Genomic DNA, 19,449 nt, shown 5'->3' on the forward strand with positions numbered 1-19,449 from the left:
CCGCTTTTGGCGCCACACTCCCCCTCCCGACAGATGGTTTGACCTGATGCGTTTTCTTTTGAAGCGGCTCGGCTTTTATGCCGTTGCCTTTTTGGTGGCCGCGACCTTCAACTTCATGATCCCGCGCCTGTTGCCCGGCAACCCGGCGGATATCATGCTGGCGAACTCCGGTGGCATGATCGCACCCGAAGCGCGCGAGGCGCTGATGGCCACCTTTGGGTTCATCGACGCGCCGCTGCACGAACAGTATTTCGCCTATCTCGGCTCGATCTTCACCTGGGACTTTGGCCTGTCGATCAAGTTCTACCCGATGCCGGTTGCCGATGTGCTGACACAGGCGTTGCCGTGGACCTTGTTCCTGACCGGCTCGGCCCTGTTGATTTCCTTTTCCATCGGCACGCTTCTTGGTGTGCTTGCGGCATGGCGGCGCGGGCAGCTTACGGATGTGATCGCCTCGCCCATCGCGTTGGCGCTGCAATCGGTGCCCGCTGTCGTGGTGGCGCTTTGCGGGCTGTATTTCCTTGCGGTGCGCAACCGTTTCTTCCCGACCTCCTATGCCTTTGATCCCAAGCTGGACCCGGCGTGGAGCTGGGAGTTCATCTCTTCCGTGGCCTATCACGGCTTTTTGCCGGTGGTGACGCTGAGCGTGGTGCTGATTGGCGGCTACCTCATCACCATGCGCAACAATATGATTGGGCAGCTGGGAGAGGACTACCTCGCCATGGCCGAAGCCAAGGGCCTCAGCGATGCCCGCGTGCGCTATGCCTATGCCGCCCGCAACGCGCTGCTGCCATCCGTCACCGCGCTGGCGCTCAGTTTCGGAGCGCTGTTTGGCGGCTCGCTGATCACGGAGGTGGTGTTCAACTATCCCGGTGTGGGCAACCTTTTGTACCTTGGCATCGTCGGGCGGGACTTCCCGCTGATCCAGGGCCAGCTCCTCATCATGACACTCGCCATGCTGCTCGCGAACCTCGCGGTGGATCTGGCCTATGTCTTCCTTGACCCCAGACTGAAGAGGGCCTGATGTCAGATCTCCTCCGTACTTTCCTGCGCAACCGCAAGGCGGCCATCGGGCTTGCTATCGTGCTGGCCTATATCGCAATTGCATTGGCCGCGCCTCTGCTTGCCCCTTTTGATCCCATCGCCCGCGTAGGTCGTCCGCATCAGGCCCCCTCGGCGGAGCATTGGCTGGGCACCACCCGCATGGGGCGCGATGTGTTCAGCCAGTTGATCTGGGGCACCCGCACCTCCTTGATGGTGGGTATTGTTGCAGGGCTGATCGTGACCGCCATCGGCACCTTCATCGGCATCACCGCCGCCTATTTCGGCGGTATCGTGGATGATGTGCTGAACTTCCTCACCAATGTGGTGCTGGTGCTGCCGCAACTGCCGCTTCTGCTGGTTCTGGCCGCTTTCCTCGGTCAGGTCGGACCCTGGGCGATTGCGCTGATTATTGGCCTGACCTCTTGGGCCTGGGGTGCGCGCGTCACCCGTGCGCAGGCGATGTCGCTGAAAACCCGCGATTTTATTCAGGCCTCCGCGATGATTGGCGAGCCCACATGGCGGATGATCCTTGTGGAGATGCTGCCGAACCTTCTGTCGATCATCGGCTTCAATTTCATCGGCTCTGTCATTTTCACCATCATCACCGAGGCGACGCTGGAATTCCTCGGCCTTGGCAGCCCCTTGGCCCTGTCGTGGGGCACCATGCTTTACAATGCGCAGACCGCATCGGCGATTATGGTGGGCGCATGGTGGGAGGTGCTGGCCCCCTGTGCCGCCATCGTCCTGATCGGCGTGGGCCTGTCGCTGATGAACTTCGGCGTGGACGAGATCGCAAACCCGCGCATGCGCACCCTTGGCAATGTCGCCAAGGCACTCCGGATCGAAAAGCGCCTGTTGCGCCAACGGATGCAGGAGGCCAGCCAATGAGCGCGCTTCTCTCTGTCGACGGTTTGCGGGTCGACTACCTGACCGCAGGCGAGCCTTTCACCGCCGTTCGGGACCTTTCGTTTGAGATCCAACCCAACGAGATCCTTGGTCTTGCTGGCGAGTCCGGTTGTGGCAAGAGCACGGTGGCCTATGCCCTGATGCGCCTGCACAAACCTCCGGCATTGGTGCGCCGTGGACGCATCCTGTTTGAGGGGCGCGATGTCTTGTCGTTCTCCGACAGGGATTTGCGCGCATGGCGCTGGTCCGAGGTCTCCATGGTGTTCCAAAGTGCGATGAACTCGCTCAGCCCGGTGATGACGATCTTTCGCCAGTTCTACGACATGCTGCGCGCGCACGGTCCGATCACTAAGGCGGACGCACAGGATCGCACCGCCCATATGCTGGAGATGGTCGGCATCCCGGCGGATCGCATGCAGTCACACCCGCATCAGCTGTCGGGAGGGATGCGGCAGCGGGTGGCGCTTGCGCTTGCGCTCACCTTGCAGCCCAAACTCATCATCATGGATGAGCCGACAACCGCACTCGATGTGGTGGTGCAGCGCGAGATCCTGCAAGAGGTGCTGCGGCTGAAGGATGAACTGGGGTTTTCGGTTCTGTTCATCACCCACGACATTGCCCTGATGGCGCAGATCTCGGACCGCATCGGCATCATGCGCGCGGGCGAGATTGTCGAGTTCGGCACGGCCGCGCAGATCGTGACCAACCCGAGCCACGACTACACCCGCAGCCTGTGGGAGGCGATGCCGATCCTTGCCAAACGCCCGGAAGGAGCGCGTCATGCTGTCTGAAACCCCGATCCTCAGCCTTGATAGTCTCAGCAAGACCTTCACCTTGCGCCCCGCCTTCGGGCGCGCAACCGAGGTGCATGCGCTGCGCAATGTCTCGCTTGATCTGATGCCGGGCCGTGCGCTGGCGCTGGTGGGAGAGAGCGGCTCTGGCAAAAGCACCGTGGGCCGGATGATTGTTGGCCACCATACGCCGACCTCGGGCCGCATCCTGTTTGAGGGCCAGGACATCGCAGAGCTGACCACACGCGCCGATCAGATGCGCTATCGGCAAGCCGTGCAGATGGTGTTTCAGGACCCGTTTTCGGCGCTCAACCCCGCGCACACGATCCGCCACCACCTGCTGCGCGCCCTGTCACTGCACCAGCCAGAGGCTGATCCCGAAACGGCCCTGCGCATGATCCTTGAGGATGTGGAGCTGGACCCGATCTCGACCCCCGCAAAGTTCCCGCATGAACTGTCGGGCGGGCAGCGCCAGCGGGTGAATTTCGCCCGCGCATTGGCGGTCAAGGCGCGTCTGATCGTGGCGGATGAGCCGACCTCGATGCTGGATGTGTCGATCCGCAAGTCCATCCTTGGTCTGATGCAGCGCCTGAAAGACGAACACGGGCTGTCGCTCCTGTATATCACCCACGACATCGCCACGGCGGAGTATCTGGCCGAAGACACGGCGGTGATGTTTCGCGGTCAGGTGGTCGAGAAAGGCCCCACCGCAGAGGTCGTGGGCGCGCCGCAACATGGCTATACGAAACTGCTGCGCGCGGCGGTTCCCGACCCAGAGCTGCGCCTCACCGGCAGCGATGCGGGCTTTGCCGCCGAGGCACGCCGGGTGCGGGACCTCAGCGCGCATCCCGTCCGTGCCTTGCAGGAGGTCAGCCCCGGCCACCTCATCGCGCAACACGCGGAGGCCGCCCATGCCTGATATGCTGGTGCCGCTCTATCGTCTGCCGCCGGTGCCTGATCTCGCGGACGGCCTCACGATCCGGCCTGCACTGCCGTTTGAATCGCATGTCCTGCTGGAGTTCGTGGGTCGGCATTTCAGTCCCAAATGGGTGGATGAGTGCACGGTGGCGCTGGCTGCGCGCCCGGCGCGGGTTCTGATCGCGACCGAAGGCAAGCGCCTCTTGGGGTTTGCCTGCTATGACGTCACCTGTCGCGGCTTTTTTGGTCCCACCGGCGTCGACCCGCAGGCCCGGGGCAAGGGGCTTGGCAAGGCGCTCCTGCTCGCTGCACTGCATCGCCTCCATGACGAAGGGTTCGCCTATGGCATCATCGGTCAGGCGGGGCCGGTGGAGTTTTATCAGCAGGTCTGCGGCGCGGTGGCGATCCCGGACTCTGATGAGGGCGTCTTTGCGCGCGCCCTTGTCTGACACCCTCTGACACATACAACCAACAGGATCATCTCAAATGCATTTCCACCTCGACAGCCTGTGGCACGCCGAAGAGGGCGCGATGGAGTTCGCGCTGACCAATTGCGGCGACACTCCGGTTGCAAATCCGCGCCTTGTCTACGCCACCCTGACGCGTTGCCTGCGTCCCTCGCGCTGCACGGGGGCGCGGCTGATACGGCGGCAGGCGAATTTTCACGAGTATGCCTCTGACGCGGGCTTTGTTCTGCAACCGGGCGAGACGTGGCGGTTCACCGAGTTCAACCTCACCCGTCCGGCGCTGCATTCCAATGAGGGGCCAAAATCTGCCGGAGTCTTGCTGGACGACGGAACTCTTGTCCCGGCCTTTGCGGGGGACTTGCAGGCCTCAGCGGCTGTTGCAGATACAAATGCATCGCAAAATGCGGTTCTAACATGCGGTGTTTTACCCGAGCCTCAGCAAACCGCCATTACGGAGTGGTGCGCCACGGCCCCTGTCCATCTGGCACTTCGGACCGATGACGTCGCGGTCATGCAGAGCGTGTCACAGGTGGCAGACCTGACCCGCCGCCTGCATCCGCTGGCACCGACCCCCTTTGTGCTGATCGCCAAGGACGACGTCCCGCAGCTGACCGTTGAGGCGGATCAGACGCTGGGCGAGGACACCTATCGGATCACCTGGACGGAGGGTAAAGCCACGCTCTGCCATGGCGCAGGGCAGGGGCTGCTTTACGGCCTGATTACGCTGGCGCAGGTGCTGAGCAATGCCCATGCGGCGCCTGCGCGTTATGGCGTTCCCCGCAGTGGTCAGATCGAGGATGCCCCCCGCCACGGCTGGCGCGGCGCGCATCTGGATGTCTCGCGCCAGTTCTACCCGCTCGATCAGGTGCTGCGCTATGTGGACATTCTGGCGTGGCACAAAATGAACCGCTTTCATTGGCATCTGACCGATGACGAAGGCTGGCGGCTGGAGATCAAGGCCTATCCGCAGCTCACCGAGACTGCCGCACATACCGGGATGGACCTGCCAGTGTTGCCGCAGCTTGGCCCCGATATGACGGGGCAGGGCGGCTATTATACGCAAGACGAGGCGCGACAGGTGGTGAAACATGCGGCCCGATTGGGTGTCGAGGTGATGCCGGAGATCGATGTTCCGGGGCACTGCGCCTGTGTGTTGGGGGCCTTGCCAGACCTCGTCGATCCAGAGGAACCCGAGAGCTACTGGTCGGTGCAGGGCTTTGGCAATAACGCGCTGAACCCGGCCATCGAGGGATCGTATGTTTTCGCCGAGACCGTGCTGGCTGAGGTCTGCGAGATCTTCCCGTTTGAGGTCGTGCATGTGGGCGGTGACGAAGTGGCCGAGGGCGCATGGATGCAATCGCCCAAGGCAAAGGCGATGATGCGCGAAACCGGCCTGAAGGACACGCCGGAACTGCAGGCCTATTTCCTGCGCCACATTCAGAACTTCCTCATCGGTCTGGGTCGCAAGCTTGGCGGCTGGGAGGAGGTCGCCCATGGCGGCGGTCTGGACCCCGCGCATAGCCTGCTGTTTGCATGGACCACCATCGAGAAAACCGCTGAGCTGGCGCAAGAGGGCTATGACGTGGTCAGCACGCCGGGGCAGGCCTATTACCTCGATATGGCGCTGTCGGATGCGTGGTATGCGCCGGGGGCCAGCTGGGCGGGCTTCACCCCGCTCGACAAGACCTATGCGTTTGAGGCCGACAATGGAGATGCGGCTCTAATTGGGCGTTTGAAGGGGGTTCAGGCCTGCGTCTGGAGCGAGCATCTGACCACGATGGCGCGCCGAAACCACATGATCTTCCCTCGCCTCAGCGCTATTGCCGAGGCCGGGTGGAGCACGGCGGAAAACAAGGACTACGACAGGTTCACAGCGCTCGCGGATCTGATGCCGCGTCTCTAAGCCACCAAACGGAGCAGCGGCCTCGGGGATACTCCGGGGCCGTCTTAACCCAGCCGTGGAAAGACCGAGGTGTTCTTGACCGTGCTGTAGACAAAGCTGGTGTCAATCGAGGCAATGCCCCCGATGGGGTGGATGCGGTTGCGGATGAAATCCTCGTAGGCGTCCAGATCGGCAACCACCACACGCAGCTGATAATCCGTGGCCCCGGTCAGGATGTGACACTCCAGCACCTCGTCGATCATATGGACGCGGCGCTCAAAATTCTTCACGTCCTCCTCGTTGTGGCGCTCCAGTTTGATGCGCACAAACACCGTGATCGGCAGCCCATAGGCCCGCGCATCCACATCGGCGCTATACCCCCGGATCACACCGGCGGCCTCAAGGTTCCTGACCCGGCGCAGGCAGGGCGAGGGCGAGAGGTTCACCGCGTCCGCAAGGTCCTGATTGGTCATCCGACCATTGGCCTGAAGCACGCGAATAATCTGGCGATCTTTGCTGTCCATTTTGCTACCTATTGGCAGAATCTGCCAACATGATCTGTGATGTTGGTATCTTTTGCAATCTAACGCCTCGCACGGGGGCGCATCATGGCGGACAAATGAGGAAGGAGACCACCCACATGTCCGACGCCAAAGGCTTTGCCACCCGTGCCATCCACCACGCCTATGACCCGATGCAGAACGAGGGCGCGCTGACGCCGCCGGTGCATCTGACCTCGACCTTTGTGTTCGAGAACGCCGAAGCCGGGGGCGAAATGTTCGCGGGCGAGCGTGAGGGCCATATCTACAGCCGGATCTCGAACCCGACCTGCGCCCTGCTGGAACAGCGCATCGCCACGCTCGAAGGGGCCGAGGCCGGTCTGGCACTGGCAAGCGGTATGGGCGCGGTGACGGCGATCCTGTGGACGCTCCTCAGCCCCGGTGACGAGGTCATCGTCGACAAGACGCTCTATGGCTGCACCTTTGCCTATATGCGTCACGGGTTGTCGAAATGGGGGGTCACCATCACCCATGTGGACATGACCGATGCGGACGCCCTGCGTGCCGCCATCAGTGACAAGACCCGTGTGGTCTATTTCGAGACCCCCGCCAACCCTAATATGCGGCTGGTGGACATTAAGCTGGCCTCTGAGATTGCCCATTCCGTGGGTGCGCGGGTGGTGGTGGATAACACCTACGCGACACCTTACCTGACCCGCCCGATCGAGCTCGGCGCGGATCTGGTGCTGCATTCGGCGACCAAATACCTTGGTGGTCACGGCGATGTGGTCGCGGGGCTGGTTGCGGGCAGCGCCGAGCTTTTGACCGAAATCCGCCTTGTCGGCATGAAGGACATGACCGGCGCGGTGATGGCGCCCTTTAACGCGATGCTGATCATGCGCGGGCTGAAGACGCTGGCGCTTCGGATGGACCGTCACTGTGCCTCGGCGCAGACCGTTGCCGAGTGGCTTGAGGCCCAGCCCGGCGTCGCCAAGGTCTATTTCCCCGGCTTGCAAAGCTTTGAACAGCACGAGATCGCCAAGGCGCAGATGGCGCAGCCCGGTGGCATGATCGCCTTTGAACTCGAAGGCGGTATGGAGGCTGGCATCAGCCTGATGAACCGCCTGCAAATGATCCAGCGCGCGGTGTCGCTGGGCGATGCAGAGACGCTGATCCAGCACCCGGCCTCGATGACCCATTCCACCTACACGCCCGAAGAACGTGCCGAACATGGCATCAGCGACGGGCTTGTGCGCTTGTCAGTGGGGCTGGAAGAAGTCTCTGACATTCTGGATGATCTGCATCAGGCGCTGTCGCCCGAGATGCGGCAGGCGGCAGAGTAAGGGGGCGAGATGTCCGACCAGATCCAGCACCTGAAAACGGTGGAGCAGCGGCTGTTGTGGCTGTCCCACTGGATGATCCACAACGCCAACCATCTGCGCGCCAAGGAAGACGGCATCAAGATCGGCGGCCATCAGGCGTCCTCGGCGTCGATGGTGTCGATCATGACCGCGCTCTATTTCTCGGCCCTCAGACCCGAGGATCGGGTGGCGGTAAAACCGCATGCCTCGCCCATTTTCCACGCCATGCAATACCTGATGGGCAATCAAACCCGCGAGAAGATGGAGAATTTCCGGGGCTATGGCGGCGTGCAGAGCTACCCCAGCCGCACCAAGGACATCGACGATGTGGATTTCTCCACCGGGTCTGTGGGCCTTGGCGTGGGGATCACCGCGCTTGCGTCCATGGTGCAGGATTTCATCACGGCCAAGGACTGGGGCGGCGATGTCGATCCGGGCCGGATGGTGGCGTTGGTGGGCGATGCCGAGCTTGATGAGGGCAATATCTACGAGGTGTTGCAGGAAGGCTGGAAGAACGACCTGCGCAACACCTGGTGGATCATCGACTACAACCGCCAGAGCCTTGATGGCATCGTGCGCGAGGGGCTGTTTGGCCGGGTTGAGAAAATATTCGAGGCCTTCGGCTGGGATGTGGTGCGGGTGAAATACGGCGCGCTGCAACGGGCCGCATTTGAAGAACCCGGCGGCGCGGCCCTGCGCGACTGGATTGATGCCTGTCCGAACGTCGAATACTCCGCGCTGACCTATATGGGCGGGGCCAATTGGCGCAAACGGCTGATGGAGGATCTGGGCGATCAGGGGGCGGTCTCGGCGCTGATCGACAAACGCAGCGACGCGGAACTGGCGGCGCTGATGGAGAACCTCGGCGGCAATTGCGTGGAGACCATGGCCGACACATTCGCCGCCATCGACCATGACCGCCCGACCTGTTTCCTTGCATATACGATCAAGGGTTGGGGCACGCCGATTGCGGGCCATAAGGACAACCACGGCGGCCTGATGACCAAGGCGCAAATGGCAGAGTGGCAGACCCATATGGGCGTGGCCGAGGGGCAGGAGTGGGAGCCGCTCGCGACCGTTTCTGACACCAAGAGCTTTCAGGCCTACCTCGATCAGGTGCCGTTTTTTGCAAAGGGGGCGCGGCGCTACTCGGACGCGCGGCTTTCGGTGCCGGCGGTTGCCGTGGACACAAGCCGCGAGATTTCAACGCAAATGGCCTTTGGCAAGATCCTCGACGATCTGGCGCGGGGCGACAGCGATCTGGCGGCGCGGATCATGACCACCTCGCCGGATGTGACCGGCACCACGGGGCTTGGGCCATGGGTCAATCGGCGCAAGCTCTTTGCCCGCAAGGCACAGAAGGATGCGTTTATCGAGCATCGCATCCCGTCGACCGCCAAGTGGAACTTTGACCCGCAAGGCCAGCATGTCGAACTTGGCATTGCCGAGATGAACCTGTTCCTGTTGCTGGGCGCGGCGGGCCTGTCGCATAGCCTCTGGGGCAAGCGAGTGATCCCGATTGGCACGGTCTATGATCCCTTCGTGCACCGGGGTTTGGACGCGCTGAACTACGCTTGCTATCAGGATGCGCGGTTCATGATTGTCGGCACGCCGTCCGGGGTGACGCTGGCACCCGAAGGCGGCGCGCACCAATCTGTCGGCACGCCTCTTACGGGCATGGCACAGGATGGGCTGGCGAGCTTTGAACCGGCCTTTGCCGATGAACTCGCGGTCATCATGGAATGGGCCTTTGATTACATGCAGCGCGATGGCGAAGGCGACCCGGACGAACGCACCTGGCTGCGCGATGAAACCGGGGGATCGGTCTATCTGCGGCTGACCACCAAGCCGCTCGAACAGCCGGGGCAGCGCGTAGATGACGCCTTCCGGCAGGGGGCGATTGATGGGGCTTATTGGTTGCGCAAGCCGGGGCCGAATTGTTCGGTGGTGATCGCCTATCAGGGCGCGGTCGCGGATGAGGCGATTGCGGCGGCGGGTCTGGTCGGTGAGCATCGCCGCGATGTTGCAGTGCTGGCGGTTACATCGGCGGATCGCCTCAATGCGGGCTGGACGGCGGCGCAGCGGGAACGGGCCCGTGGCAACCCGCAGGCCCTGTCGCATGTGGAGCGTCTCTTGGGCGAACTGCCGGCCCATTGCACCCTGATTACCGCGATTGATGGCCATCCGGCGACGCTCTCGTGGTTGGGGTCGGTTGCGGGGCATCGGGTGGTGTCGCATGGCGTTGAACACTTTGGCCAAACGGGCACCATCGGCGATCTTTACCGTCATTTTGGCCTCGACCGCCACAATCTGGCGCGCTCGGTAGGTGAGTTGACGGCGGGCGCGCGCCGCATTCCCGGTGGTCAGGCGGGCTGAGACGCGGGCTACTGCAAGACGGCGCTGCTCCACTCGCGCAGGAACGCGGCCTTTTTGAAGGCGTCGAGATAGACCAGCAGCCCGGGCCCCATGCGGATACGACGCAGGGCGTGGGTGTCGTCGCTCCAGGCGTCTTCCTCCAGCACGGAAAACGCCCCGGGGGCCGCCTGCCACCCCTGCGAAATCAGGTGGTCGATCATCAGGCCCGCCAGTTCGGGCGCCTTGCTGTCGCGCGGAATGAAGGCGGTGCGCAGGGCCACCACGGTGTAATCCTGCGGCAGCAGAACAAGCACGTCATCCGTGTTGCTCTTCTCGCGCGCATAGCTGCCCAGCACGTTGTAGGCCATGGTCAATTCGCCGGAGGCCACATCGTCGATCATCTGGCTCGAACAGCAATAGAGCCGCACGCCGACCGACCCCATCACCTCGCTCAGCCTCCAGTAGGTGTCCGAGGTCCGCGCATCCTGCGTGGCATAGAGATACCCAAGCCCCGAGGTGCGGATGTCATAGGTGCCGACCTTGCCTTCGAACCGGTCGGGATGGTCGCGGATCAAGGCAATCAGATCCTGCCGGTTGTCCGGCAAAGGCAAGCCATCCAGCGCCTTGCGCGACAGCACCACCGCCGCGGGTTCCTGGGTAAATGCAAACAGGTGTTCGCGCCAGCGGGCCCAGGCCGGCAGCCGCTGCGTCGCCAGAGAGCTGTAGGGCTGCGCCTTGCCGTCGTTCACCAGCTTGGTTTGCAGATCGGTTGCGATCGAGATCGCCAGATCCATGTCGACCGTGTCCCGGTCGAGCGCCTGCATCAATTCACCGGAACTGGCCACCGTATACTCAACCCGCACATCCGGCAGGTTGCGCAGGAAATCCCGCAATGTCGGCTCGAAGAATTCCGCATCGCCGGTAGACAGGACACGCAGGACCCGGCGCGCGTCAGGGGGGCCGACGCTGATGTGGTTTTCGACCTCGAACGCAGGCAGCGGCGCCGCAAAGAGGCCGAGGATCAGGCCAAGGGAAACGACAAGCTTGCGCATGCACCACCTGTATCGCTGTGATTGGTGAGGAAGAGCCGCCCGCCATGGGCGCGGGCAACTTCATGTGCGATGGTCAGACCAAGACCGGACCCGACCACGGCATCCGTATTGCCGCCGCGCACAAACCTGCGCGTGAGGTGGCCCATATCGGCCTTTGGAAAACCTGCGCCCTCGTCCCGCACGGTGATCTCGGCGGTGGTGCCGCTGCGGCGGGCGCTGACGTGGACGATGCTGTCGGCGGGCGAATACTTGATCGCATTGTCGAGCAGATTGAGCAGCGCGCTTTGCATCAGGATCGGATCCCCCTTCACCACCATTGCGGCGTCGGGCAGGGTGATCTCAAGGTCGATATCGCGCAGTTCCGCCAGCGGGCGCAGGCGCGACACCGCATCCCGGGCCAGGCGGGTCAGCTCCACATCTTCCATCTCCAGATGATCGGAGCGAAAGGACACCATGGCGTGATCCAGCAATTGCCCGGCTGCGCGGCTGCTTTCGTCGATGGCGCGGATCATCTCGCGCACGGCCTGCCGGTTCTCGGGCTTGTCGACCCGGCGCAGGGTGATTTCCGCCTGCGTGCGCACGGTGGTGAGCGGCGTGCGGACCCGGTGCGCGGCCTCGGCGATCAGATCCTCCGACCGCGACAGCGAGGTCTTGAGGCGGCTCATAAATCCATTGAGCGCGCCCACAAGGGATTCCATCTCCGCCGGCACCGGGGCCGAGACGGGCCGCAGATCCGAAAGGCCGCGCCGCGACACCGAGCCTGCCAATTGCCGCAGCGGCTGGATCGCGGATTGGGCCGCAAGGATGCCAAAGATCGCCGCGATCACAAAGAAGCCGATGCCAAACCCGGCCACGGTCCGTGAAATCCCCGCCAATTGCTGACGCAGGCCATAGCGGGTCTGCGCGACGGTCACCTCGACAAAATCGGGCGTGCCGCTGACCGACAGACGCCGGGTGGCGGTGGCCATGCGGATTTCCTCGCCATCGTAGCGCGCGGTCTGGAACCGCGGGGCCAGATCGATGGCTGCCACAGGTTTTGGCAGATCCGGGTAGCCGGTGAGGAACTCCCCGTTGCGGGTGATGGCATAAAACACCCGATCATCGCTGATATTGCCGAGCATGGAAAAGGCGAAATAGGGAATATCCACCGTCAGCTCGCCGTTGCGCACGGAGGCGGAGTCGAGGATGGCGGTGACCGAGGCGGAGAGGATTTCATCCTGGCTTTGGCCCGCCAGATCACGGGTGTAGTTCCGCACCACGAAAAACACCAACGTCGCCAGAAGCGCCGCTCCGGTCAGCAGCTGAATGATCAGGCGTCGCCGGATGGAGCCGCGCAGCTGGATCGGCGTGCTCATGTCAGGCTCAGCCGGTAGCCGAGACCGCGCACGGTGACGATCTGTGCCTGCGCGCCTTCCAGATGTTTGCGCAGGCGCCCGACATAGACCTCGATCGCATTCTCCGAGGCATCGACGTCATAGGAAAACAGCCGGTCCACAAGCTTTGATTTCGAAAACACCTGATCGGGGGCGCAGATGAAGATCTCCAGCAGGCGCAGTTCCCGGTTGCGCAGGTGGATCTCGCGGTTGCCGACGGTCAGCGTGCAGGCCAGCGGATCAAAGCTGATGTCGCCGAGCCGGTGCACATTGCTGGCCCCGCCGCTCTGACGCCGCAGCACCGCCCGGCAGCGCGCTTCCAGCTCGGAGAAATCAAAGGGTTTGACGATATAGTCGTCGGCGCCAAGATCCAGCACCCCGACCCGATCAGACACTTCGGATCGTGCCGTGAGGACAATCACGGGCGTGTCGCGGCGCGCGGCGCGATGAGATTGCAGAAAGTGCCGCCCGTCGCCGTCGGGCAGCATGATGTCCAGCAGGATCAGGTCGTATTCGGTGGTCGCGATGAAATCCTCCGCCGTGCCAAGATCGCCGGCGCGATCCACCACATGCCCGTCCAGGGTCAGACGTCCCACCACCGCGTTGGCAAGCTGGTCGTTATCTTCAACGAGTAAATAGCGCATGGCGGGGAAACTTTTGCCTCGTGTCAGGTTTGTGTCAGCTTGAACCGGGATATCCCGATTCATGAGCGTGCAATTGCGCGTTTGTCAAATGGGAGGAACATTATGACATCTTTTGCGCTGGGTCGTCGGACCCTGATGGCTGCTGCTGCAGCCGCCCTGACCTTCGGCTCCCCGGCTATGGCCGAGCAGGTTCTCGACAAGGTTCACTTCCTGATCCCCGGCGGCGCCGGTGGTGGCTGGGACGGAACCGCGCGCGGCACCGGTGAGGCGCTGACCAAATCGGGCCTCGTGGGCACCGCATCCTATGAAAACATGTCCGGCGGTGGCGGTGGCAAGGCCATCGGGTATCTGATCGAGAACGCCGAGAGCCTGGATGACACGCTAATGGTGAACTCCACCCCCATCGTGATCCGCTCGCTGACCGGTGTGTTCCCGCACAACTTCCGTGACCTGACGCTGGTTGCAGGCACCATCGGGGACTACGCCGCCCTGGTCGTGGCCAAGGACAGCCCGATCGGCAATATGGAAGAATTCCTCGCGGCCTATCGTGAAGATCCGCGCGGCACCGCCGTGGGCGGCGGCTCGGTTCCGGGTGGCATGGATCACCTCGTTGCGGCCATGGTGATGCAGTCCGCGGGCGAAGATCCGACCGCGCTGAAATACATCCCCTATGACGCAGGCGGCAAGGCGATGGCAGCTCTCCTGTCGGGTGAGATCAAGGCGCTTTCCACCGGGTTCTCCGAGGCGATCGCACTGGCCGAAGCGGGCGAAGTCAAAATCCTCGGCGTGACCGCGGACGAGCGCGTCCCGGCCTATGACAGTGCCGCCACCATGAAAGAGCAGGGTCTGGAGACCACGTTCGTGAACTGGCGCGGGTTCTTTGGCGCGCCGGGCCTGTCGGAAGACAAGGTTGCCGCCTATCAGGACGTGCTGGCCAAGATGTATGACACCCCCGAGTGGGAAGACGTGCGCGCCCGTAACGGCTGGGTCAACATCCACAATTCCGGTGACGAGTTCAAAGCCTTCCTCGAAGGTCAGGAAAAGGTCATCGGCGACCTGATGAAGCAGCTGGGCTTCCTCTAATTTTCGAGCAGTGACGTCAGGTCCGGCACCAATCGCGGGTGCCGGACCCTTTCCCGTATCCCCAAACAGCAACAGGAGGAGATCATGGCGCTCGACCGTTGGATCGCGCTGATCATTCTCGGCATCGCTCTGGCCTATGGCTATGCGGCCTTTTTCACCATGGATCAGCTACTGCCGCCGTTCATGCAGCGAAACCCGATCTGGCCGAGCACCTTTCCCAAGGTTCTGGCCGTACTGTCGATCTTGACCGCTGCGATCATCGTTCTGGGGCTGGAAAAACCCAGTGGCGAGGTCAAGACCCCGGACATCGATTACCGCCGCCTTGGCGACTACAACATCGGTCAAGCCGCGCTTCTGCTGGGGCTGATGGTCGCCTATGCGCTCTTGCTGCGTCCGGCGGGGTTCCTGTTGTCCACCTCCGGGTTCCTCATCGTCGGCGCGATGATCCTTGGCGAGCGCAAGCTGTGGATTCTGATCCCGGTTGCGGCCGTGGCGACGGGCATCGTCTGGTACCTCGTCGAGGGCGTGCTGGGCATCTTCTTGCGGCCCTTGCCGTTCTTTCTCGGATAATCGGAGGCTCAGATGCTCGAAGGTTTGATGATCGGCCTCTCTACGGCCTTTTCCGTTACAAATATCCTGATGGTAATCGGCGGCTGTCTGATCGGGACATTCATCGGGATGCTGCCGGGGCTTGGCCCCATGTCCATCATTGCGATCATGATCCCGGTTGCGATCACGCTGGGCGATCCGTCGGCGGCGCTCATCCTGCTGGCCGGGGTCTATTATGGCGCGATCTTCGGGGGCTCGACCTCGTCGATCCTGCTCAACGCGCCGGGGGTCGCGGGCACCGTGGCCTCCAGTTTCGATGGCTACCCGATGGCGCGCGCCGGCATGGCCGGCAAGGCGCTGACCATTGCGGCGATCTCGTCCTTCATGGGGGGCACCATCGGCGCGATCCTGTTGATGGTCTTTGCGCCGATGCTGTCGACGGTTGCCCTCCTGTTCCACTCGGCCGAGTATTTCGCGCTGATGGTCGTGGGTCTTTCCGCGATCGCGGCCTTTGCCGGCACCGGCAATGTGGCCAAGGCGCTGATGATGACGCTTCTGGGGCTGATGATGGCCACGGTCGGCGAGGGCGCATTGTTCAACATGCCGCGCTTCACCATGGGGCTGATGGATCTGCAATCCGGCTTCAGCTTTATCACGCTGGCGATGGCGATGTTTGCCCTGCCCGAGGCGATCTTTCTGGTGATGAACCCGAAACGCTCCGCCCAGGGGGGCGAGGACGGTGGCAAGATCACTGGCCTGCGGATCTCCGGCCAGGAGGCGCGCAAGATCGCGCCCGTGATCGGTCGCCAGTCCATCCAGGGTTTCTTTATTGGCGTGTTGCCGGGCGCGGGGGCGACGATCGCCTCCTTCCTCGGCTACGCGGTGGAGCGTAATATCGCCTCTGAGGAAGAGCAGAAAGAGTTCGGCAAAGGCGCCATCAAGGGGCTCGCCGCACCGGAGACCGCAAATAACGCGGCCTGTACCGGATCGTTTGTGCCGCTCCTGACGCTGGGTATTCCGGGGTCGGGCACCACGGCGATCCTGTTGGGGGCGTTGATTGCGCTCAACGTGACGCCGGGGCCGCGGCTGATGGTGGATAGCCCGCATATCTTCTGGGCGGTCATCATCTCGATGTATATCGGCAACCTTGTGCTCCTGGTGCTGAACCTGCCGCTCATCCCCTATATCGCCAAGGTCCTGTCGATCCCGCGCAACTATCTGATCCCGTTCATTTTGTTCTTCACCCTAATGGGGTCCTATATCGGACAGAACAACGCGACAGAGCTGTTGATCCTCGTGGGCTTTGGCATCTGTGCGACGGTGCTGCGGTTTGCGGATTATCCGCTGGCGCCTCTGCTCATCGGTTTCATTCTGGGGCGGATGCTGGAGGATAACTTTGCGCGCTCAATGCAGATCTATGACGGCATTTCCTTCATCCTTGACCGTCCGATGACGCTGGGGCTGTTGGTGTTGGCCATTCTGCTGGTGATCGTGCCGAGCTACCGTGCGCGCCGTGCCCGCGCCCGTGCGGCCGGGGTGGCCGATGGGGATTAAACCGCTCTCCGGGGTTCGGGTTCTTGACCTGACCAATGTGCTTGCGGGGCCGTATTGCTGTTATCAGCTGGCCCTGCTCGGTGCAGAAGTCATCAAGGTCGAGCGCCCCGGCACCGGCGATCTGGCCCGGCAACTGGGGGCCGATCCGGAGCGGAATAAATCCCTGATGGGGGTGAGTTTTCTGGCGCAGAACGCGCAGAAGAAATCCGTAACCCTCGACATGAAACACGACCAGGGCAAGGCGCTTCTCAAGCGCCTTGTTCGCACATCTGAGGTATTGGTTGAGAACTTCCGTCCCGGCGTCATGGCGCGTCTTGGCCTTGGATATGAAGTGCTGAAGGCGGAAAATCCAAACCTCATCTACTGCGCCATCAGCGGCTTTGGACAGGACGGTGCGTGGAAGGACAACCCCGCCTATGACCAGATCGTGCAGGGGATCAGCGGCGTGATGTCGATCACCGGAGATGGCGATAGCGCGCCGTTGCGGGTGGGCTACCCGCTGGCCGATACCGTGGGCGGCATGACCGCAGCCTTTGCGATCGCGGCAGCGCTCAACGACCCGGAGCGCGGCGCGTTTCTGGATATCTCCATGACCGAGGCGGTGATTTCCACCATGGGATGGGTGGTGTCCAACCATCTGATCGCAGGGCAAACCCCCGGCGCACATGGCAATGAGAACACCACCTCCGCGCCCTCGGGCACCTTTGCCTGCGCGGATGGGCCGATCAATGTGGCCGCAAACCGGGATGAGCAATGGCAATCCATGGCGCGCCATCTCGGACGCGACGATCTTCTGGCGCATCCGGACTATGCCACCCGAGAGGACCGTAAACGCAACCGTCACATGCTGCGGGCAGAGCTGGAAAGCGTCCTTCGGACCCGGCCCGCTGCGGAATGGGTGGCCGAACTCAACGCGCTTGGCGTGCCCTCGGGGCCGGTGCTGACGGTGCCGCAAATTCTGAATGAGCCGCAAATCAAGGATCGTGGCCTGATTGCCGAGGTCGAAACCGAAGATGCCTCCCTGTCGCTGGCAGGCGCGCCGGTAAGGTTTGGCACGCACCGCCCGGTTCCGGATCAAGCACCCCCTGCCTTGGGTGCAGATAATGACAGTATCTGGCAGGACATTGGCCTGAGCGCCGATGAGATCGAAACCCTGAGACGGGAACGCGTGATATGAGCGATGTGAGTGATTGGTGGCGCACGTCTATCATCGACATGGAACCGGGCCGCATCGACCTGCGCGGCACCCCCGTGCAGGATCTGATCGGCAACGTCAGCTTTGCCGAGATGATCTGGCTGATGGTGCGGGGTGACCGGCCGACACCTGCGCAGGCTCGACTGTTTGAGGCCGCCTTGGTCTCGGCTGTGGATCACGGCCCACAGGCGCCCTCGATTGCAGCGGCGCGGATGGCGGTCACCTGTGGGTTGCCACTCAACAATGCGATGGCGACGGCGGTCAACATGCTGGGCGATGTGCATGGCGGGGCCGGGCAGCAAGCGGTGGAGCTCTATCACCACGTCGATGCCCACGCGGGGGATCTGGCCGCGGCGCTGGCGGACTGGCGCGCAGAACATGGCAAGATCATCCCCGGTTTTGGTCATCGGTTCCACAAACCGACTGACCCGCGCGCGCCGCGCCTGATGGCGCTGGTGTCCGAGGCGGCAGAGGCGGGCGCGGTTTCAGGACGGTTCCAACACATCGGTCAAGCGATCGAGGCGCAGATCTCGGCTGAAAAGGGCACGGCCCTGCCGATGAACATCGACGGTGCAACAGCCGTGATCTATGCCGAGCTGGGCTTTGCCCCGCCGCTGGCGCGCGGGCTATTCTGCCTGTCACGCTCGGTGGGCATCCTCTCCCACGCCTGGGAGCAGCAACAACAGGGGGGGCGCAACAAGGGGCCGACCCCGCCAAAATACAGATGGACGTATGACCCTACGTGATACATTTGGCCTGATTGGTGCGCTTGTCGTCGCCGTATTGGGCACCTTGATTTTTGAAGCAATCGGATTTCCCTCCGCCCCCCTGACCGGATCGGCGGCGGCGGTGTCGCTGGCGGCGCTCTTTGGGGTGCCGATCAAGATGCCGGTGTGGCTCAGGACCACGGCCTTTGTGCTCTTGGGGATCAACATTGGCAGCAGCGTCACCCGCGACATGCTCGCCTCGGCGCTGGCGTGGCCGGTGACCATCGCAATCCTCGCGGTGAGCCTCTGTGTCTCGCTGCAGATCTGCCGTATCGGGCTTCAGCGCTGGATGCGGTTCAGCGCGCGGGATTCGGTTCTCGCCGCCGCGCCCGGCCATCTGAGCTATGTGCTGGCGCTGTCGCTCAGCGGCAATGGGCAGACCTCTCGCATCGCCATCGTACAAAGCATCCGCGTGCTGTTTCTCACGCTCTGTGTGCCGGTGTTGGTCTCGACGGTCTTTGGGGCGACGGGTGTAGCGCTGATGCCGGAGCATCCGCTGGCCCTGTGGCAACTGGCGCTTTTGGTGGGGGTCACGCTTGCGGTCGGTGCGGTGTTTGATCGCCTGAACGTGCCCGCCGCCTATTTGCTGGCTGGTATTTTTTGCAGCGCCGCCGGACATATCTTTGCGCTCACCCCCGGACGCCCACCGGAAGAGGCGACCTTTGTGGCGTTTCTGGTGATGGGCACCCTGATCGGCTCGCGTTTTGTCGGGCAAAAGCTCGCGGATCTGAAACTCGACTTTCTGGCAGGGCTGTGGGTCACGGGCGTCAATGTCGTGATCACCTTGATTGCCATCGGGGTCAGCATGCAGATCATGGGCCTGTCGCCCGCGCTGCTGATCGTGGCCTTTGCGCCCGGCGGGGTGGAGGCCATGGCCGCCATTGCCGTCACACTCGGGCTCGATCCCGCCTTTGTCGCGGCGCATCACGTGATGCGGCTGATGATCCTGACGGTGCTGATGCCGCTGGCGCTCAGCAGGGCCAGACCCACCTGAAAAAGCCCCGGCGC

18 protein-coding genes are annotated in these 19,449 nt (G+C 62.9%); 14 read left to right on the plus strand and 4 right to left on the minus strand.

The features are described from left to right. The first annotated feature begins 46 nt into the window (after nucleotides 1–46). From MHM97_RS00195 to MHM97_RS00220, 6 genes are read left to right on the plus strand one after another with little or no spacing between them, the layout of a single operon-like run. The gene (locus MHM97_RS00195) at nucleotides 47–1,024 is read left to right on the plus strand and encodes an ABC transporter permease (RefSeq protein ID WP_239318436.1); all 978 of its coding nucleotides are present in this window, start codon (nucleotides 47–49) and stop codon (nucleotides 1,022–1,024) included. Further along, a complete protein-coding gene (locus tag MHM97_RS00200; RefSeq protein WP_239318438.1) occupies nucleotides 1,024–1,932 on the plus strand; it encodes an ABC transporter permease in 909 nt (302 codons plus the stop codon). Before MHM97_RS00195 ends, MHM97_RS00200 begins: the two co-directional genes overlap by 1 nt. Next, complete coding sequence (locus tag MHM97_RS00205; protein ID WP_239318440.1) at nucleotides 1,929–2,741, plus strand: ABC transporter ATP-binding protein; 813 nt, start codon at nucleotides 1,929–1,931, stop codon at nucleotides 2,739–2,741. Before MHM97_RS00200 ends, MHM97_RS00205 begins: the two co-directional genes overlap by 4 nt. Beyond that, nucleotides 2,731–3,660 carry an ATP-binding cassette domain-containing protein gene (locus tag MHM97_RS00210; RefSeq protein ID WP_239318442.1) on the plus strand — a complete coding sequence of 310 codons (930 nt, stop codon included), beginning with the start codon at nucleotides 2,731–2,733 and terminating at the stop codon, nucleotides 3,658–3,660. Before MHM97_RS00205 ends, MHM97_RS00210 begins: the two co-directional genes overlap by 11 nt. Next, nucleotides 3,653–4,108 carry a GNAT family N-acetyltransferase gene (locus tag MHM97_RS00215; RefSeq protein ID WP_239318444.1) on the plus strand — a complete coding sequence of 152 codons (456 nt, stop codon included), beginning with the start codon at nucleotides 3,653–3,655 and terminating at the stop codon, nucleotides 4,106–4,108. Before MHM97_RS00210 ends, MHM97_RS00215 begins: the two co-directional genes overlap by 8 nt. 37 nt (nucleotides 4,109–4,145) lie before the next feature. Beyond that, nucleotides 4,146–6,029, plus strand: a complete 1,884-nt coding sequence (locus MHM97_RS00220; protein ID WP_239318446.1) for a beta-N-acetylhexosaminidase — start codon at nucleotides 4,146–4,148, stop codon at nucleotides 6,027–6,029. A 44-nt stretch (nucleotides 6,030–6,073) separates the two neighbouring features. On the opposite strand, the gene MHM97_RS00225 is transcribed toward MHM97_RS00220, so the two are convergent. Further along, entirely contained in the window at nucleotides 6,074–6,532 is a 459-nt protein-coding gene (locus MHM97_RS00225; RefSeq protein WP_239318448.1) for an Lrp/AsnC family transcriptional regulator, read from the minus strand. 116 nt (nucleotides 6,533–6,648) lie between these two features. Between MHM97_RS00225 and MHM97_RS00230 the strand changes: the two genes are divergently transcribed. Together MHM97_RS00230 and MHM97_RS00235 are read left to right on the plus strand one after the other, a co-directional pair. Next, nucleotides 6,649–7,851, plus strand: a complete 1,203-nt coding sequence (locus MHM97_RS00230; RefSeq protein ID WP_239318450.1) for a methionine gamma-lyase — start codon at nucleotides 6,649–6,651, stop codon at nucleotides 7,849–7,851. Nucleotides 7,852–7,860: 9 nt separating this feature from the next. Beyond that, nucleotides 7,861–10,245: a 1-deoxy-D-xylulose-5-phosphate synthase N-terminal domain-containing protein gene (locus MHM97_RS00235; RefSeq protein WP_239318452.1), complete on the plus strand. Its 2,385-nt coding sequence runs from the start codon at nucleotides 7,861–7,863 to the stop codon at nucleotides 10,243–10,245. An 8-nt stretch (nucleotides 10,246–10,253) separates the two neighbouring features. On the opposite strand, the gene MHM97_RS00240 is transcribed toward MHM97_RS00235, so the two are convergent. From MHM97_RS00240 to MHM97_RS00250, 3 genes are read right to left on the minus strand one after another with little or no spacing between them, the layout of a single operon-like run. Beyond that, the gene (locus MHM97_RS00240; RefSeq protein WP_239318454.1) at nucleotides 10,254–11,276 is read right to left on the minus strand and encodes an ABC transporter substrate-binding protein; all 1,023 of its coding nucleotides are present in this window, start codon (nucleotides 11,274–11,276) and stop codon (nucleotides 10,254–10,256) included. Next, nucleotides 11,246–12,631, minus strand: coding sequence for a sensor histidine kinase (locus MHM97_RS00245; RefSeq protein ID WP_239318457.1), 1,386 nt, complete (start codon nucleotides 12,629–12,631; stop codon nucleotides 11,246–11,248). Before MHM97_RS00245 ends, MHM97_RS00240 begins: the two co-directional genes overlap by 31 nt. Then, nucleotides 12,628–13,293, minus strand: a complete 666-nt coding sequence (locus tag MHM97_RS00250; protein WP_239318459.1) for a response regulator transcription factor — start codon at nucleotides 13,291–13,293, stop codon at nucleotides 12,628–12,630. The genes MHM97_RS00245 and MHM97_RS00250 overlap by 4 nt, the downstream gene beginning before the upstream one ends. Before the next feature lie 102 nt (nucleotides 13,294–13,395). Between MHM97_RS00250 and MHM97_RS00255 the strand changes: the two genes are divergently transcribed. The 6 genes from MHM97_RS00255 to MHM97_RS00280 all read left to right on the plus strand — a co-directional run bounded on the left by MHM97_RS00255 (nucleotide 13,396) and on the right by MHM97_RS00280 (nucleotide 19,435). Next, nucleotides 13,396–14,376: a tripartite tricarboxylate transporter substrate binding protein gene (locus MHM97_RS00255; protein ID WP_239318461.1), complete on the plus strand. Its 981-nt coding sequence runs from the start codon at nucleotides 13,396–13,398 to the stop codon at nucleotides 14,374–14,376. Between the two features lie 84 nt (nucleotides 14,377–14,460). Further along, nucleotides 14,461–14,946: a tripartite tricarboxylate transporter TctB family protein gene (locus tag MHM97_RS00260; protein WP_239318463.1), complete on the plus strand. Its 486-nt coding sequence runs from the start codon at nucleotides 14,461–14,463 to the stop codon at nucleotides 14,944–14,946. Nucleotides 14,947–14,958: 12 nt separating this feature from the next. Continuing rightward, nucleotides 14,959–16,479: a tripartite tricarboxylate transporter permease gene (locus MHM97_RS00265; protein ID WP_239318465.1), complete on the plus strand. Its 1,521-nt coding sequence runs from the start codon at nucleotides 14,959–14,961 to the stop codon at nucleotides 16,477–16,479. Continuing rightward, entirely contained in the window at nucleotides 16,469–17,656 is a 1,188-nt protein-coding gene (locus MHM97_RS00270) for a CaiB/BaiF CoA transferase family protein (RefSeq protein WP_239318466.1), read from the plus strand. The genes MHM97_RS00265 and MHM97_RS00270 overlap by 11 nt, the downstream gene beginning before the upstream one ends. After that, the gene (locus tag MHM97_RS00275; RefSeq protein WP_216012370.1) at nucleotides 17,653–18,420 is read left to right on the plus strand and encodes a citryl-CoA lyase; all 768 of its coding nucleotides are present in this window, start codon (nucleotides 17,653–17,655) and stop codon (nucleotides 18,418–18,420) included. The genes MHM97_RS00270 and MHM97_RS00275 overlap by 4 nt, the downstream gene beginning before the upstream one ends. Then, the gene (locus MHM97_RS00280; protein ID WP_239318467.1) at nucleotides 18,407–19,435 is read left to right on the plus strand and encodes an AbrB family transcriptional regulator; all 1,029 of its coding nucleotides are present in this window, start codon (nucleotides 18,407–18,409) and stop codon (nucleotides 19,433–19,435) included. Before MHM97_RS00275 ends, MHM97_RS00280 begins: the two co-directional genes overlap by 14 nt. Nucleotides 19,436–19,449 lie beyond the last annotated feature (14 nt).

Source organism: Epibacterium sp. Ofav1-8 (assembly GCF_022348185.1).
Classification (GTDB): domain Bacteria; phylum Pseudomonadota; class Alphaproteobacteria; order Rhodobacterales; family Rhodobacteraceae; genus Epibacterium.

Bases quoted from the DNA above. Each gene is read 5' to 3' on its own strand.
- MHM97_RS00205 (WP_239318440.1), top strand. From the start codon at position 1,929: ATGAGCGCGCTTCTCTCTGTCGACGGTTTGCGGGTCGACTACCTGACC.
- MHM97_RS00200 (WP_239318438.1), top strand. From the start codon at position 1,024: ATGTCAGATCTCCTCCGTACTTTCCTGCGCAACCGCAAGGCGGCCATC.
- MHM97_RS00250 (WP_239318459.1), bottom strand. From the start codon at position 13,293: ATGCGCTATTTACTCGTTGAAGATAACGACCAGCTTGCCAACGCGGTG.
- MHM97_RS00265 (WP_239318465.1), top strand. From the start codon at position 14,959: ATGCTCGAAGGTTTGATGATCGGCCTCTCTACGGCCTTTTCCGTTACA.
- MHM97_RS00215 (WP_239318444.1), top strand. From the start codon at position 3,653: ATGCCTGATATGCTGGTGCCGCTCTATCGTCTGCCGCCGGTGCCTGAT.
- MHM97_RS00220 (WP_239318446.1), top strand. From the start codon at position 4,146: ATGCATTTCCACCTCGACAGCCTGTGGCACGCCGAAGAGGGCGCGATG.
- MHM97_RS00245 (WP_239318457.1), bottom strand. From the start codon at position 12,631: ATGAGCACGCCGATCCAGCTGCGCGGCTCCATCCGGCGACGCCTGATC.
- MHM97_RS00230 (WP_239318450.1), top strand. From the start codon at position 6,649: ATGTCCGACGCCAAAGGCTTTGCCACCCGTGCCATCCACCACGCCTAT.
- MHM97_RS00240 (WP_239318454.1), bottom strand. From the start codon at position 11,276: ATGCGCAAGCTTGTCGTTTCCCTTGGCCTGATCCTCGGCCTCTTTGCG.
- MHM97_RS00210 (WP_239318442.1), top strand. From the start codon at position 2,731: ATGCTGTCTGAAACCCCGATCCTCAGCCTTGATAGTCTCAGCAAGACC.
- MHM97_RS00195 (WP_239318436.1), top strand. From the start codon at position 47: ATGCGTTTTCTTTTGAAGCGGCTCGGCTTTTATGCCGTTGCCTTTTTG.
- MHM97_RS00280 (WP_239318467.1), top strand. From the start codon at position 18,407: ATGACCCTACGTGATACATTTGGCCTGATTGGTGCGCTTGTCGTCGCC.
- MHM97_RS00255 (WP_239318461.1), top strand. From the start codon at position 13,396: ATGACATCTTTTGCGCTGGGTCGTCGGACCCTGATGGCTGCTGCTGCA.
- MHM97_RS00260 (WP_239318463.1), top strand. From the start codon at position 14,461: ATGGCGCTCGACCGTTGGATCGCGCTGATCATTCTCGGCATCGCTCTG.
- MHM97_RS00270 (WP_239318466.1), top strand. From the start codon at position 16,469: ATGGGGATTAAACCGCTCTCCGGGGTTCGGGTTCTTGACCTGACCAAT.
- MHM97_RS00275 (WP_216012370.1), top strand. From the start codon at position 17,653: ATGAGCGATGTGAGTGATTGGTGGCGCACGTCTATCATCGACATGGAA.
- MHM97_RS00235 (WP_239318452.1), top strand. From the start codon at position 7,861: ATGTCCGACCAGATCCAGCACCTGAAAACGGTGGAGCAGCGGCTGTTG.
- MHM97_RS00225 (WP_239318448.1), bottom strand. From the start codon at position 6,532: ATGGACAGCAAAGATCGCCAGATTATTCGCGTGCTTCAGGCCAATGGT.